Origin of the sequence: Burkholderia sp. BCC0097 (assembly GCF_902832985.1) — a bacterium.
GTDB classification, from domain to species: domain Bacteria; phylum Pseudomonadota; class Gammaproteobacteria; order Burkholderiales; family Burkholderiaceae; genus Burkholderia; species Burkholderia orbicola.
In genome coordinates this window covers 311432-327031 of sequence record NZ_CADFDM010000003.1, presented here as the reverse complement: position 1 = coordinate 327031, position 15600 = coordinate 311432, and the positions used below count along the sequence as shown (strand labels likewise).

General features: G+C 69.3%; 12 protein-coding genes and 1 riboswitch. Of the genes, 3 read left to right on the top strand and 9 right to left on the bottom strand.

What is annotated here, in order from left to right:
- Positions 1-167: 167 nt before the first annotated feature.
- On the bottom strand, positions 168-2861 hold the full coding sequence (gene pepN, locus HWX07_RS11100) for an aminopeptidase N (protein ID WP_175876335.1): 2694 nt from the start codon (positions 2859-2861) through the stop codon (positions 168-170).
- 187 nt (positions 2862-3048) lie between these two features.
- Between pepN and HWX07_RS11095 the strand changes: the two genes are divergently transcribed.
- Positions 3049-3759 carry a DUF4136 domain-containing protein gene (locus HWX07_RS11095; protein WP_175876334.1) on the top strand — a complete coding sequence of 237 codons (711 nt, stop codon included), beginning with the start codon at positions 3049-3051 and terminating at the stop codon, positions 3757-3759.
- Positions 3760-3813: 54 nt separating this feature from the next.
- Here HWX07_RS11095 and HWX07_RS11090 read toward each other — a convergent pair whose 3' ends face one another.
- The 7 genes from HWX07_RS11090 to HWX07_RS11060 form a co-directional block, all read right to left on the bottom strand.
- On the bottom strand, positions 3814-4386 hold the full coding sequence (locus HWX07_RS11090) for a TMEM165/GDT1 family protein (RefSeq protein WP_012328109.1): 573 nt from the start codon (positions 4384-4386) through the stop codon (positions 3814-3816).
- A gap of 78 nt (positions 4387-4464) precedes the next feature.
- Positions 4465-4602: riboswitch (yybP-ykoY riboswitch) on the bottom strand.
- Positions 4603-4735: 133 nt separating this feature from the next.
- Entirely contained in the window at positions 4736-6055 is a 1320-nt protein-coding gene (gene guaD / locus HWX07_RS11085) for a guanine deaminase (RefSeq protein ID WP_175876333.1), read from the bottom strand.
- A 475-nt stretch (positions 6056-6530) separates the two neighbouring features.
- Positions 6531-7556: an adenosine deaminase gene (locus tag HWX07_RS11080; RefSeq protein WP_175876332.1), complete on the bottom strand. Its 1026-nt coding sequence runs from the start codon at positions 7554-7556 to the stop codon at positions 6531-6533.
- Between the two features lie 18 nt (positions 7557-7574).
- A complete protein-coding gene (gene xdhC / locus HWX07_RS11075; protein ID WP_175876576.1) occupies positions 7575-8579 on the bottom strand; it encodes a xanthine dehydrogenase accessory protein XdhC in 1005 nt (334 codons plus the stop codon).
- 633 nt (positions 8580-9212) lie between these two features.
- A complete protein-coding gene (locus HWX07_RS11070) occupies positions 9213-9725 on the bottom strand; it encodes a disulfide bond formation protein B (RefSeq protein WP_011544863.1) in 513 nt (170 codons plus the stop codon).
- A 148-nt stretch (positions 9726-9873) separates the two neighbouring features.
- Complete coding sequence (locus HWX07_RS11065) at positions 9874-11250, bottom strand: amidase (RefSeq protein ID WP_175876331.1); 1377 nt, start codon at positions 11248-11250, stop codon at positions 9874-9876.
- Between the two features lie 6 nt (positions 11251-11256).
- Positions 11257-11937, bottom strand: a complete 681-nt coding sequence (locus tag HWX07_RS11060) for a GntR family transcriptional regulator (RefSeq protein WP_027813414.1) — start codon at positions 11935-11937, stop codon at positions 11257-11259.
- Between the two features lie 281 nt (positions 11938-12218).
- On the opposite strand from HWX07_RS11060, the gene HWX07_RS11055 reads away from it, so the two are divergent.
- A complete protein-coding gene (locus tag HWX07_RS11055; protein ID WP_175876330.1) occupies positions 12219-13400 on the top strand; it encodes a type 1 glutamine amidotransferase in 1182 nt (393 codons plus the stop codon).
- Between the two features lie 116 nt (positions 13401-13516).
- Positions 13517-14215, top strand: a complete 699-nt coding sequence (locus HWX07_RS11050; RefSeq protein ID WP_175876329.1) for a DUF2968 domain-containing protein — start codon at positions 13517-13519, stop codon at positions 14213-14215.
- Between the two features lie 78 nt (positions 14216-14293).
- On the opposite strand, the gene HWX07_RS11045 is transcribed toward HWX07_RS11050, so the two are convergent.
- Positions 14294-15334, bottom strand: coding sequence for a hypothetical protein (locus HWX07_RS11045; protein ID WP_226209104.1), 1041 nt, complete (start codon positions 15332-15334; stop codon positions 14294-14296).
- Between the last annotated feature and the right edge of the window lie 266 nt (positions 15335-15600).

The window sequence follows — 15600 nt, the reverse complement described above, 5'->3', positions numbered from 1 at the left end:
TCGGGCGGCGACGCCGGGCGGCGGCGCGCGTCGTCGCGCAGGCCGCCCGAGCGGTCCGACCCCGCGATTGGGTGCGGTTACAGCACGTGCTCGTGCAATAAAAAAGCCGGCGCCGCGGGACGCGGCACCGGCTCGAGCGTGCGGACGCGACAGGTCGAACGCGCGACTTACGCGAGCGCCTTCTCGACGATCTCGCGCACGTCACGCGATTTCGCGCCGGCGGCGACCTGTTCGAGCGCGTCGCGCATCCGGTCGCGCAGCGCCGGCGTGAAGCGGCGCCACAGTTCGAGCGAGCGTGCGAGGCGTGCCGCGACCTGCGGGTTGATCGCGTCGAGCGCGAGCACCTGTTCGGCCCAGAACGCGTAGCCCGAGCCGTCGGCCGCGTGAAATTGGGCCGGATTCGCCGCGCAGAAGCTGAAGATCAGCGACCGCGCGCGGTTCGGGTTCTTCAGATTGAACGCGGGGTGGGCGAGCAGCTTGCGCACCTTCGCGAGCGTCGGCTGCGCGGGCGTACCGCGTTGCGCCGCCTGCATCGCGAACCACTTGTCGATCACGAGCGCTTCCTTCTCGAAGCGACGGTAGAAATCGTCGAGCGCCTTCTCGGCCGGTTCGTTCGCGCCCGCGGCGGCCGCGGACAGCAGCGCGCCGAGCGCCGCCGCGCGATCGGTCATGTTGTTCGCCGCGTCGTACTGGGCGGTGGCGAGGCGCACGGCATCGGCCGGATCCTCGAGTTCGGCGAGATACGCGAGCGCGAGGTTCTTCAGCGCGCGGCGGCCCGAAGCTTCCGGTGTCGGCTCGTAGGCACCGGGCGTCTGGTGCTGCTCGTACGCGGCGAGCCAGTCGGCGCGCAGCGCGGTCGCGAGCTGGCGACGTACGAACTGGCGCGCGCGATGCACGGCGGCCGGATCGGCCTCGGCCATCTGGTCGGCGAGGTAGGTTTCCGACGGCAGCGTCAGCGCGAGTTCGCGGAATGCCGGTGACAGGCTTTCATCGGTCAGCACGCGGCGGAACGCGGCGACGAAGTTTTCGCCGAGCGCGAGCGGCGCGTTGGCGGCGGCACGCGCGGCGAGCGTCAGCAGCGCGCGCGTCGCGAGGCGCTGGCCGGCCTCCCAGCGGTTGAACGGATCGCTGTCGTGCGCGAGCAGGAACGCGAGATCGTCGTCGCTGTAGTCGTACTCGACGATCACCGGCGACGAGAAGTTGCGCAGCAGCGACGGCAGCGGCGCTTCCGGCACGTCGACGAACGTGAAGGTCTGCTCGGTGTCGGTGAATTCGAGCACGCGCGTCGTGCCCGATGCGGCGGCTTCGCCGTCCAGACGCAGCGGCAGGTCGCGGCCGTCGCGGCCGATCAGGCCGATCGCGAACGGGATCAGCAGCGGCCCTTGCTGCGTTTCGCGCGCGGCCGGCGACGCGTCGCCGTAGCCTTGCGCGAGGGTGACCGTATAGCGGCGCGCGGCCGCGTCGTACGCGGTGCGCACCGACACGCGCGGCGTGCCGGCCTGGCTGTACCAGCGCTCGAACTGCGCGAGGTCCCGCCCGTTCGCGTCGGCCATTGCGTGGCGGAAGTCGTCGCAGGTCACCGCATGGCCGTCGTGGCGCTTGAAGTAGAGATCCATCCCCTTGCGGAAGCCGTCGCGGCCGAACAGCGTCTGGTACATCCGCACGACTTCCGAGCCTTTCTCGTAGACGGTCATCGTGTAGAAGTTGTTGATTTCGACGTAGCTCTCCGGGCGCACCGGGTGCGCCATCGGGCCGGCGTCCTCGGCGAACTGCAACTGGCGCAGCACGCGCACGTCCTCGATGCGCTTCACCGCGCGGGCCGCCGATTCGACCTCGTCGCCCGCGGCCATGTCGGCCGAGAATTCCTGGTCGCGGAACACCGTCAGGCCTTCCTTCAGGCTCAACTGGAACCAGTCGCGGCAGGTCACGCGGTTGCCGGTCCAGTTGTGGAAGTACTCGTGGCCGACCACCGACTCGATGTTCGCGAAATCGGTATCGGTCGCGGTCTCTGGGTTCGCCAGCACGTACTTCGTGTTGAAGATGTTGAGCCCCTTGTTCTCCATCGCGCCCATGTTGAAGTCGCCGACCGCGACGATCATGAAGCGGTCGAGATCGAGCTCGAGGCCGAAGCGCTTTTCGTCCCAGCGGATCGAGTGGATCAGCGAATCCATCGCGTGACGCGTCTTGTCGAGATCGGCCGGTTCGACCCACACCTGCAGCAGCTTTTCCTTGCCGGAGCCGGTCGTGATCGTTTCCTCGATCGCGACGAGCTTGCCCGCGACCAGCGCGAACAGGTAGCTCGGCTTGCGGAACGGGTCTTCCCATTTCGCGAAGTGGCGGCCGTCGGGCAGGTCGCCCGAATCGACGAGGTTGCCGTTGGACAGCAGCACCGGGTACGCGGCCTTGTCGGCGCGCAGCGTGACGGTGTACGACGCCATCACGTCGGGGCGGTCGAGGAAGTAGGTGATGCGGCGAAAGCCTTCGGCTTCGCACTGCGTGAAGAAGTTGCCGCTCGACACGTACAGGCCCGACAGCGTCGTATTCTGGTCGGGGGCGCACGCGCTTTCGAGCGTCAGCTCGAACGCGTCGGGCACGTTCTCGACCGTCAGGCCGTGCTCGTGCGCGCGCACCGCGCCGTGCGGTGCGCCGTCCAGCCGCGCGTCGAGGAATTCGAGCGCCTCGCCCATCAGCTCCAGGTGCGGCGCGGGCGCGGCATCCGGGTTGCGGCGCACGCGCATCGTATTCCTGACGATCGTGCGGGCCGGCGCGAGATCGAATTCGAGGGCGACGGAATCGATGAGGAAGGCCGGCGGCGTGTAGTCGGCGCGGCGGATCACGGTGGAGGAGGCGTTGTCGGACATGGTCGTCGAGATCGGTGGAGTGGGGGACGGGCCCGTCGCGCGGGCCAGGCGAACCGGGCCATTGTACAAAGGCTTGCGGCTGCGTGCCGCGCGAACTTTTTACCGCTTCCGGGAGTCCGCGTATTATCGGCATCCCGTTGTGCTTCGCGCGGTGCGACGAACGGGTGACGGATCGACGAGGATCAACATGAAACGCGAATGGATTTTTCGCGGTGCGGGCTGGGCGGCGGCGCTGTGCGTCGCGCTGCTGACGGGTTGCACCAGCTACGTGACTACCCAGGTCACGGCCTTCTCCGACTGGAGCGGTAGCGACGCGACCCGCACCTATGCGTTCACGCGCACGGACGCGCAGAAGAACAGCATCGAACAGTCGACCTACGAGCCGATCGTCGCGAACGAGTTGTCCGCGTATGCGTTCCGACAGGTGCCGCAGTCGCAGGCACGCTATCTCGTCGGGCTGACCTATGCGGTCGGCAGCGATCTCGTGACGGTGCCGCAGCCGGTCTACTATGACCCGTGGTTCATGGGGCCCGGGCCGTACTGGCGGGGCGGGCCATGGAGTCCCTGGGGTCCGTGGGGCCCCTGGGGGCCGATGCCGGCCGGCTATGTCGCGCAGACCTACCAGGTGTTCGACTACACGCTCGGCATCCGCATCACCGAGCGCGCGACGGGCAAGGAGGTCTACAACGTGTCGGCGCGCACGACCGGCGACAATGGCACGCTGCTGTACGCGATGCCGTTCCTCGCGCGCAGCGCGCTCGCCGATTTCCCGTTGTCGAACGGCGCGGTCCGCACGGTCCGGTTGCCGGTCGACAAGCGCGGCGGGCCGGCGGCGCCGGCCGCCAACGAGCGCGCGGTGCCGGCGGCGCCTGCCTCGGGCGCGGCCGTCGCGAAGTAAAGCGGCATCCCTCTCGGCGCGGCTGCCCGGCCGCGCCGGCCTGTTTCCTCTCCGTCAGACCCCGACACCCAGCAGCGCCAGCGCGCCGAGCACGACGAACAGCACGGCCGCAATCCCGTGCACGAGCTTCGTCGGCAGACGGTGCGCGAAACGGTCGCCGAGCAGGATCGCCGGCACGTTCGCGAGCATCATCCCGAACGTCGTGCCGGCCACCACGCCGATGTAATCCTGGAAGCGGGCGGCCAGCGCGACGGTCGCGATCTGCGTCTTGTCGCCCATCTCCGCGAGGAAGAAGGCGACGAGCGTCGCGCCGAACACGCCGAGCCGCGAGCGGGTCGCATTGGCTTCGTCCTCGTCGAGCTTGTCCGGTACGAGAATCCACAGCCCCATCGCGATGAACGAGAACGCGAGCGCCCAGCGCATGATCGACGGTGTGACGAGCACGCCCAGCCATTCGCCGAGCGCGCCGGCGAAACCGTGGTTGACGAGCGTCGCGACGAGCACGCCGAGAATGATCGGCACCGGCTTGCGATAGCGCGCGGCCAGAACGAGGGAAAGCAGTTGGGTCTTGTCGCCGATTTCAGCGAGGGCGACGGCGCCGGTGGAGATCAGGAAGGCTTGAGACACGAATGGGGGTCCACGGGCCGTTGTTGTGCGTGCGAGCGACGATCCGCCGCGCGCCGGGCCCTGATGCGGCGCGCAGTGAACCATCGGTCTCGCCAGGCCAACGTGGCTGCGTCCGCCATGGCCTAACGGCCAAGTCTGTTGACGGACGCCTCCGTCACGATGCGCGCCGGGGGCGCGGGACATCGAGCGGAGCGGCTACTCCCCAATGAGCGGCGAATTCTAGCATGGCCCGTTGCGCGCGGGAAAGCGGGCGGGCTGCCGTGCCGGGCACCGGAGGGTTGCGATTGCCGGCATGCACGGCGGCCAAGCGGCTGCACATGCCGGACGACCCGCGGGCAACCCGCGGACGTTACGCGGCGGCCGGGCGGCGCGCGGCGCCGCGCTCGTGCACGAGTTCGCCGGCCGCATAAGTGCGGTACACCGCGCGGTCGTCGCCGAGCAGCGCGAATGCGAACAGCAGTTCCTCGAGCGAATCCGCGCGCTTCGTGCGGCGCGCGAGCAGCGGCGTCGCCTGCGGATCGAGCACGACGAAGTCGGCTTCGGTGCGCGGCTTGAGCGTGCCGACCGTGTCGGCGAGGTCGAGCGCTTGCGCGGCGCCGGCCGTCGCGAGCCAGAACATCCGCGTGGCGGTCAGGTGATGGCCCGACAGCCGCGCGACCTTGTGCGCCTCGTTCATCGTCTGCAGCATCGAGAACGACGTGCCGCCACCGACGTCGGTCGCGAGCGTGACCGACACGTCATGTTCGCCGGCCTTGTCGAAATCGAACAGGCCGCTGCCGAGGAAGAAGTTCGAGGTCGGGCAGTGCGCGACGACGGTGCGCGTCTCGGCCATCCGGCGGCGATCCTCGTCGTCGAGGTGGATGCAGTGACCGTACACCGCGCGCGGACGCAGCAGCCCGTAGCGGTCGTAGATGTCGAGATAGCTGCGATGGCCAGGGAACAGCTCGGCCACCCATTTCACTTCGTCGACGTTTTCCGCGACGTGGCTTTGCACGAACACGTCCGGATGGCGGCGCGCGAGTTCGCCGCACGCTTCCAGCTGCGCTTCGGTCGACGTCGGCGCGAAGCGCGGCGTGAGCGCGTACATCTGGCGGCCCTTGCCGTGCCAGCGGTCGATCAGCTCGGCGCTGTCGTCATAGCCCGATTGCGCGGTGTCGCGCAGGAATTCGGGGCAGTTGCGGTCCATCAGCACCTTGCCCGCGATCATCCGCAGGTCGCGCGCGTCGCTCGCCGCGAACAGCGCATCGGCCGACTGCTTGTGCACCGTGCAGTAGACGAGCGCGCTCGTCGTGCCGCACGCGAGCAGTTCGTCGACGAAGAAGTCGGCGACTTCGCGCGCATGCTCGGGGTCGCCGAACTGGCGTTCGGTCGGGAACGTGTACTTGTCGAGCCACGGCAACAGGCCCGGCGCCGGCGACGCGATCATGTCCGTCTGCGGATAGTGGATGTGCGTGTCGATGAAGCCGGGCACGATCAGCTTGTCGCGCAGGTCGTGGACCACCGCGTCGCGCGCAAGGGTCGCGGCGAGCGGCGCATACGGGCCGGCCGCGACGACCTTGCCGTCGTCGACGATCAGGAGCCCGTCGGTCTCGTAGTTCGCGGCCTGGCTCGATTGCGCCGGGTCGCCGTTGAAGGTCAGCAGTTGGGAACGGAAAGCGGTTTGCGTCATGACGAAGGGTCCTGCATCAAGGTAAGGCGAACAGAAGAAAGCGATCGACGCCGCACGGCGGCGGGACGGTGCTTCGCGAGCGGCGGCGGCACGCGGCGTGCGGCACGGCCGGAGGCGATGGCGCGGGCGAATCTGGCGGCCGAAGCCGCCAGCGAGTGGTTGTCCGCATACCTCGCAGCCGTTGCGCCTGCAACCGTTGCGCTCGCAGCCGGTATGCCCGCAGCCGATATGCCCGCAGCCGGTATGCCCGCAGCCGGTATGCCCGTAGCCGGTATGCCCGTAGCCGGTATGCCCGTAGCCGGTGCGACGGCGAACGGCACGGCAAGCCGCGACGGCCGGTGCGTGCGGGCGACGACGGGCTGCGCCGTCGCGCTGCATGCACGCAGGCGGCCGGCCCGGCGCAAGGCCGAACGGGGAATCGCGAAGCGGATGCCGTTGCCGCGTTTCATCTGTCAGCGTGCCTCGATGCGGGCCGTCACGCGGCTTGCCAGTACGCGTCGAGGCGCGCGTACAGTGCGTCGCGCTGCGCCGGTTCGATGAACGACGCCTCGAAGCCGTTGCGGATCACCGCGTAGACTTCGGCATCCGTGAGTTGCAGCCCTTCGGCCGTCGCGAAGTAGTTTTCATTGACGTAGCCGCCGAAATAGGCCGGATCGTCGGAATTGATCGTCACGGCCACGCCGCGATCGAGCAGCGCCTTCAGCGTGTGCTTCGCCATGTCGTCGAACACGCACAGCTTCAGGTTCGACAGCGGGCAGACGGTGAGCGCCGTGCGCGTTTTCGCGAGACGCTCGACGAGCGCCGCATCCTCGATGCTGCGCACGCCGTGGTCGATCCGGTCGACCTTCAGCACGTCGAGCGCTTCGTAGATGTAGGCGGGCGGGCCTTCCTCGCCCGCGTGCGCGACGAGCTTCAGCCCCAGCGCGCGCGCCTTCTCGAACACGCGGGCGAACTTCGTCGGCGGATGGCCGAGCTCGGACGAATCGAGCCCCACGCCGATCAGGCGATGACGATAGCGTTCGAACAGCGGCAACGCGGATTCGAACGTCGCGAGCGCGTCCTCTTCGGACAGGTGGCGCAGGAAACACAGGATCAATTTGCTCGACAGCCCGCGCGCTTCGGCATCGGCGAGTGCGCGCTCGATGCCCGCCACGACCGTCTCGATCGGCACGCCGCGCTCGGTGTGCGTCTGCGGGTCGAAGAACAGTTCGGTGTGGACGACGTTGTCGGCGAGCGCGCGCTCGCAGTACGCGGCCGTCATGTCGTAGAAATCCTGCTCGGTGAGCAGCACGCTCGCGCCGGCGTAGTAGATGTCGAGGAACGATTGCAGGTCGGTGAACGCGTACGCGGCGCGCAACGCGTCGATCGAGTCGTACGCGAGCTTCACGCCGTTGCGCTGCGCGAGCGCGAAGATCAGCTCGGGCTCGAGCGAGCCTTCGATATGGATGTGCAGCTCCGCTTTCGGCGCACGGGCAATCTTGTCCTTGAATGTCGGGGTCATGGCGTCGTTCTTGGTCGGTCAGTAAGTGGGGGAAGCCTGCGCGGACGCATTCGCCTCGACGGCCTGCAGCAACTGCGCGGCCACCGAGATCGCGATCACTTCGGGCGCCTTGTCGATGATGCCTTCGACACCGATCGGGCAGCGCATCCGCGCGACCTGGGCCGGGTCGATGCCGATCGCGGCGAGGCGATGATCGAACTGCACGCGTTTCGTGCGCGAGCCGGTCATCCCGAAGTAGGCATAGTCGCCGCGTCGCAGGATGCGCTCCGCCAGCACGAAATCGAGTGCGTGGTCGTGCGTCATCACGACGAAGTAGGACTGCGGCGGCGCCGCGTCGACCGCGTCCGCCGGGGAAGCGGCCGCGTCGATCGCGAGGTTGCCGATGCCGGCGAGCGCATCGGCCGGCGGGAACGCCGCATCGGGCCCGTCGATCCAGCGCACGTGGCACGGCAGCGTCGCCAGCACCTTCACGAGCGCGGTGCCGATGTGCCCCGCGCCGAACAGCACGACGGGGAACGCATACGGCGCGATCGTTTCGGTCATCAGCGATACGCCGCCGGTTTCCCACAGCAGACAGTCGGCGCGTGCGGCTTCCGATTCGGGCTCGCTCAACAGCGGCGCGCCCGGCGAGGGGCCGAATGATACGCTACGCACGGTCGCGGCGCCGGCCGCCACGCGCTTCGCGAGCGACATGATCCAGCCGAGGTCGCCGACGTCGAGCCGCTCGAACGCGAGCACCACGGCGCCGCCGCAGCACTGGCCGAGGCTCGGGCCGAGCGCGAGCCGCTCGAGCCGGCGTGCGTGCGGCACGTGCGCGCCGTCCTTCAGCAGGTGCCGCGCGATCTCGATCGCCTTCCACTCCAGATGACCGCCGCCGATCGTATGGCGGGCCGTGTCGCGCGTGACCAGCATCTTGGTGCCGGCTTCGCGTGGCGCGGAGCCATCGGTGTGCGCGACCGTCACGAGCACGGCCGCTTCACCGTGCGCGAGCAGTTGCTGCAGATCGCCGAGCCAGGCTTCCATCAGCACGCTCTGTTCGGGGCGACGCGGCACCACGCGCGGCGCGGGCTGGCGGGCGCGGCGGCAACGACGATGGACGGGAGCGGGGCCGGCCGGCTGCACGGCCGAGGCCATGCGGCGGCCGCGGACTGACGGCGTGCGCGAACGGCGCCGCCGGACGCGCGGACGCCATGAGGGTGACGGATGCGGATGGTTTGCGTTGTCATGATGAATCCAGTCGACATTGCGGATCGGGCGCGCGTTACGCAGGGAGCGGTGAAACCGCCTCGCCACGCGCACGTAGATCGCCATCCAGTCCCGAAGATAGCACCGCCACGCGGCGGGAACATGGCCGGGCGGTGATCCGGGCTATCAGGCGGCGATCATGTCGATCATAGGCCGGCCGCGCGGGATCGGGGTACCGATGCATGCATATCGTGCCGAAACGTACGCGCGACGGGGCGGGGCGCGGCGATCGCGCGATGCGCGCGGGCCCGGAAATCCGGGCGGCGGCAGGGTAGGTGTTTACGTGCGGCGACCGGTCGGGGCCGGCGCGGGCGTCGGCCGGAGCCGGGTGACGATTCGCCCGCCGGCGGCGCGTGGCCCGTTCGGTCGAGCCGCGCCACCGGCCTTGCGGCCGGCAACACGGCCGGCCGATCAGCTCGCCAGCTTGCGGCGATGACGCCAGAGGCTCGCGACGACCGCGACCAGGATTACGGCGAAGCCGATCAGCGCCCAGCCGGGCAGCAGGATGCCGAAAATCGGCGGGTAGACGGTCTCGCACAGCCCGGCGACCTTGAACATGCCGGGGAACCACTGCGCGGGCGGCAGGCTGTCGACGATCGGCTGCAGCGTGTCGAAGCCGCAGCTGAAGCCCGGATTCATCTGGATCGACAGGTGCCGTGCGGCCGTGCCGACACCGCCGGCCGCGGCGATCGCGATCAGCAGTTCGAGCACCCACACGCCGCGCCAGTTGCGGATCCCGGCGGCCAGGAAGGCGAAGATCCCGATCGCGCAGAAGAAGTAGCGCTGGATGATGCACAGCGGGCACGGGTCTTCGTTCTTCACGTACTGCAGGTACAGCGCGCCGGCCAGCAGGGCGATGCACACCCATCCGAGCAGCATCAGCAGGCGGCGTTCGCGGCGTAGTGCAAGCGTGTAGTCGTTCATGTCGGCGGGGTTCCTCGTCGGTCGGTCCGGAAAACAATCGCGCGATTTTAGCGCGAACGGTCTGGCACGAAACTGACAGCCCGCGTGCGGCACCCTGCCGCACGCGGGCGCGGCACGCCGCCGCTCCGCTTGCCGTCGGCTGGCGCGGTCAGCGGATCGTGTTCAGCACGGCCTCGACCGACTGGCCGATCGCGAGCAGCGCGTCGTCGCGATGCGGCGCCGCCGCGAGCATCAGGCCGACCGGCGCCGCGTCGCGCGGATGGCACGGCAGCGACAGCCCGCATGCATCGAGGAAGTTGAACGCGCTCGGGTTGCGCAGGATCAGCGCGTTGGTGCGTGTGAACGCGTCGTCGTCCGTTTCGAGTTCGGCGATGCGCGGCGGCACGACCGGCACCGTCGGCGCGACGAGCGCATCGAAGCGCGACCAGACCGTGTGCGCGGCTTCGTCGAGCATCGCGGCGCGTGCGGCGAGCAGGTCGAGATAGTCGGCCGCGCTCGCCGGTTCGCCCTTCAGGATGCGCGTCAGCACGCGCGGGTCGTACTGGTCGCGATGCGTGGCGAGCAGCGGACGATGCCACGCGTACGCCTCGATCGGCGAGAAGCCGAAACGGTTGATCTCCGGCAGCCGGTCGAGCGCGGGGAAGCGCACTTCGGTGACGATCGCGCCGGCGGCTTCGAGATGCTTGAGCGCGGTGTCGAGCGCGGCCGCGACGTCGGCATCGACGCCGTCCGTCACGTAGTTCGTCAGCACGCCGAGCCGCACGCCTTCGAGCGGCCGCGCGGCCGGCACGTGCGGCTCGAGCCCCGCGAGCATCCGGTCGACCAGCGCACAGCACGCGACCGTCAGGCCGATCGGGCCGAACGAGTCGAGCGTCGTCGACAGCGGCACGCCGCCTTGCGTCGGAATTCGGCTCGCGGTCGGCTTGAAGCCCGTCAGCCCGCACAGCGCGGCCGGGATACGGATCGAGCCGCCGGTGTCGGTGCCGAGCGCAACCGCAGCCATTCCGTCGGCGACCGACGCGGCCGCCCCCGACGACGAGCCGCCCGAAATCCGCGCGTCGCCCGGCACGTCGCGGTGATACGGGGAGCGCGGGTTGCCGAAGTGCGGATTCAGCCCGAGCCCGGAGAACGCGAACTCGCTCATGTTGGTGCGGCCGACCAGCACCGCGCCCGCGCGCTTGAGCCGCGCGACGGCAACCGCATCGGTGCGCGCGGCCGGCGCGCCGTCGAGCACCCGCGACCCCGCGCGCGTGACCTGGCCCGCGACGTCGAACAGGTCCTTGACCGACACCGGAATGCCCGCGAGCGGCGACAGCACGGTGCCCGCGACGCGCAGCCGGTCGTGTGCGTCGGCGGCCGCGCGGGCATTGTCGGCGTCGACTTCGGTGAAGACGACGGCGCCCTGGCCCGACGGATCGGCGATCCGGTCGAGCGCGGTGTCGACGAGCGCGCGGCTCGTGGTCCGGCCGGCGGCGAGGTCGGCGGCGAGCTGGGCGAGCGGGGGGAACGGCGTGAAAGTGGTCATGGCGGCTCAGGGGCGAAGATGTTGAAGAAGCGTGGAGCGGAACGAATCGATATGGCCTTCGACGGCCGCGCGCGCGCCGGCGGCGTCGCGGGCGGACAGCCGGTCGAACAGCGCGCGATGCTCGTGCTGGACGTCGGCGAGATGGTGCGGTTCGGACAGCGTGACGAACCAGAAGCGCAGCGAGCGCTCGTGCAGCGCCCGCAGGATGTCGGCGAGCACCGCGTTGCGCGCGGCCGCGGCGATCGTCTGATGAAACGCGCGGTCGAGCTCCATCATGCCCTCGACGTCGTGCGTGTCGACGCAGGCCTGCCCGTCGTCGAGCAGCGCGGCCAGGCGCGCGAGATCGTCAGGCGTCGCATGGCGCGCGGCGAGTTCGGCGCAGTGCGCTTCGTTGATGCGCCGTACGTCGATCACCGCGACGATGTCGTCGAGCGAGAGCGGCTGCACCATCAAGCCCTTGCGCGGCATCACGGACAGCAGCCCTTCGAGCACGAGCCGATGCACGGCCTGGTGCACCGGCGTGCGGCCGATTCCGGTGCGTGCGACGAGGTCGGCTTCGTTGAGCGCGGCGCCCGGCTTCAGGCGCATCGTGATGATGTCCCGCTGGATCAGCGCGTACGCGCGGTCGGCGAGGCTGGCCGGCGACGCGGCTGGGCGATCGCGGGTGACGTCGGTCAGGGTGCTCATGGCGGTTGCGGCGTCGGGGTCGGAAGGGGCGCGATCATGGCGCGGATGCCCGGGAAGCGTAGGGCGACCTATGGATATTATTGTGATATATCACGGGTGTCCAGCGCGGGTGACGTCAGACGGGCAGCGCCGGTGCGTGAGGCCAGCCGCTCTGCGGCGCGCCTTGCCATCGACTTGCAACAATATCGACAGGATGTTGCAGGTTTACCGTGCGATCGTGCACTGAAGCATAATGAATCCTCGTCTATCCCTACGCGCGAGCGACGCATCAGACCATCGTCATGAGCGAAAACACGCCTTCCCCGGCCGGTCTGCCCGGCACCTCTTCCGCTTCTTCCGATTCCCCCCGCCCCGATCCGGCGAAAACGCCCGATGCGCCGGCCACGCAGGCCGCCGCGGAGAATGTCGCCGATGACGGTGCGTCGCCCGTCACGGCTGCATCCGAGCCGGGCGCGGCTGGCACGGTCAGCGATGGCTCCGCCCCGGTCGCCCCGCCGAAGCCCGGCGCGCCGCCGCCCGGCTTCGGCGCGCCGCCCGATTTTGACACGCCTCGGCCGCCGCCCGCGAACGCGCAGAATGCGCCGCCGGCCTACCTGAAGCAGAGCGACACGCCGTGGTCGGTGTTCGGCCGGATCGTCGCGGCCCGCGCGCGGCGGCTGTTCGACCGTGCCGGCCAGCGCATCACGCAGCGCACGCTGCGCATCGGCGTGTCGGCGCGGATCTTCCATCCGGAGCCGGGCGCGAAGGGGCTGCGCGGCAAGACGCTGCAGTATCTCGAGGAATCGATCGCCCACTGGGTGATGTCGCGCGACGTGCTCGTGTTCATGATTCCGACGGTCGGCCATCAAGGCATGATCCATCCGAGCAACATCCGCCTGCGCGATTACGCGAAGCATCTCGATGGCCTGCTGCTGCAAGGCGGCGCCGACGTATCGCCGCAGACCTACGCGGCGTCGGATGCGCGCCCCGAGTGGCCGGGCGATCGCGTGCGCGACATGTACGAGCTCGAGCTGCTGCACGAATTCGTCGAGTCCGGCAAACCCGTGCTCGGCGTGTGTCGCGGCTGCCAACTGATCAACGTCGCGTTCGGCGGCTCGCTGTACCAGGACATCGCGACCGATGTGCCGACCGCGAATGCGCACGTGAGCGAGCATTACGACCAGCATCGTCACGCGATCCGCTTTCCCGATTCGTCGACGCTCGCGAGCATGTTCCCCGGGCGCAGCGAAGCGATCGTCAACTCGATTCACCATCAGGCGATCCGCGATCTCGGCCGCGATCTGAACATCGAGGCCGTGTCGGCCGGCGACGGGATCATCGAAGGCATTCGCCATCGGCGTTCGCCGTTCGTCGTCGGCGTGCAGTGGCATCCGGAATTTCATCGCGCGGGCGGCTCGGAACTGCTCGATTGCACGCCGCTGCTCGATGCATTCCTGCGCGCGGCACGCGAAACGCGCCTGTAGCACGCCGTATTTTTCGCATTACAGGCAGCCCCGGCCGCATCCCGTTTAATTCGAGATGCGGCCGTTTCGTTTTGAACGATAATCGCGAGTTCCGATTCGTTCGCCGGAGTCTGACGTTGGCTTTCCGAAACTTTTCCCCTGCACGATGCGCAACGTGGATCGTTGCACTGGTTGCCTGCGCGCAAGCGGGCGCGGCCTGGTCCGCCGAGGCGACCGCCCCCGTCGCCGGTACGCGTCCGGCGGTCACGAGCCTGAGCGGCAGCGCGTCGCCGGCGGCATCGGCCACGGCCGAGACGGACGCCGCCGCACAAGGCAACGTCGCCGAGCTGACGCAGATGCTGCACGACGGCCGGATCGTCGAGATGCGAACGACGTACAACGGCAGCTACGGTGCGAGCCTGATGTTCGATCCGCGCGAGATGACGTATTACGTCGCGCTGTTTCAGGACAAGAATCTGTGGCGCGTGATCCGCTCGCAGGAAAAGAATCGCGCGGAGATGGTGTACGCGAACTTCGTCCAGCAGACCGCGCAGCTCGCCGATATCGAGATCCGTCGGACCGAACTGCAGGCGCAGAAGGCATTTCTCGAACGCGTGATCGCGCTGCAGGCGAATCGTGCGCAGCAGTTGCAGGCCGACTTGAGCGTCGCGCGCAGCCAGCAGGCCGAAGTCGCGCAGCGGCAGCGGTCGGCGCAGGAGCAGGCCCAGGCGCTGCAGGTCGAGAAGTGGGCAGCGCAGCTGCAGTTGCGCGATCTGCAGGAGCAGGTGCGGCAACTCGAGAGACAGAACGAGACGGGGCTGCCCGCGCACAAGTAACGATTCGTCGAACGGACGGAGCGAGACGAACGAAAACCCGGCGAAGCGATCTTCGCCGGGTTTTTTATTGCGCGGGCGTCAGTGCGCGAACGCGTCCGGCACGTCGGTCACGCGGCGGTGCGACAGTTGCGACGTCCAGTCGAAACCGGCCGCGCTCGGGTGCGCCGGGCGGGCCGGCTGCGTGCCGCGCAGCGCGTTCGCCATGGCGATCAGCGTGGCCGGATCGTCGAGCACATCGCGTGTATCGCGCGTGTCTGCCGTGCGCGGCGGAGCGAGTCGATCGGTTGTGCCGGTGTTGGCCGCAGCGCGCTGGAGCGGTGCACGCTGGATCGGCGGATGTGCGGCGAGCCGTGGCACGACCGGCGTGCGGGGCGGTGCCTGCGTCGTGCGCTGGCCGGTTGCCCGACGTGGCGAGGCAGGCGCGGCGTGCCGCATGTCGGGCGCCGTTTGCGGGTGAAGCGATGCGGGGCGAGGCGGGGTGCGGTGCTTGGCTGGCGGCGCTTTCGTCGTGTTCGCGACAGGCGCCGCGACCTTGCGCTGCGGCATGGCGGTCGTCGAGGTGGCCGGTCGAGTCGCGGCGACATGGATGGTGCCGGTCGATGTTGTGACGCGATCAGCCACACCGCCGGCCGCTTGAATCGCGTACGCGGGACCGAAATCCGCGGGCGGGTCGTACGTGCCGATCAGCCAGCCGATGATGCCGAGGGCGCCGGTGCTCCAGCAGGCGGCGTACACCGCGCGCCGGTCGCGAGGACTGGCGGCCGGATGGCGCAAGCGCCGGCCGGGGACGACTGCCGGCGTGACAGTCAATCCGGGCGAGGCCGGCAGTGTCGCCGCCACGGATAGCGGCTGCCATTGGCACGCATGGTGCGGCCGCTCGACATCGATGCAGGACGTCGTCAGGGCCGCGAGGCAGTCCCTGCGGGGCCCGGCGCCAAGTGCACCGAAAAATCGCCATTCGCGACCAAACGGCGGGACCTGATCGAGCGGGTTGATGCGAGGGCGGGCGAGCGCGCCTTCGACCGGGACGAGGGGCGATGGGATCATGAAAGGGGTACGCGGTGCGACATCGGCGACCGTGCCGGCGCGGCGCGGAAATGTCGTTGCAAATCGTGACATTGTGGTCAGCCGGCGAAGGCAGGTCGATCAGATCAATCTGATTCTTGTGCTCGTTTCGGGGCGACTTGTACGAGGCGGATGCCGCGACGGCCACGACTGGGGCGCCAAGGGGCGCCACAAGGCAAATGTCGGCCTGGCGTGGCATGATTCGCGAATCATGCCGGTGGCGCGTCGTTACGCGCCGTGCCGCCGGCGGGCAGCGATGCCCGGGCGCGCGGGCTCACCCTGCGCGTCGCGCATCGTTGGATTCATGCGGTGCGGTATTC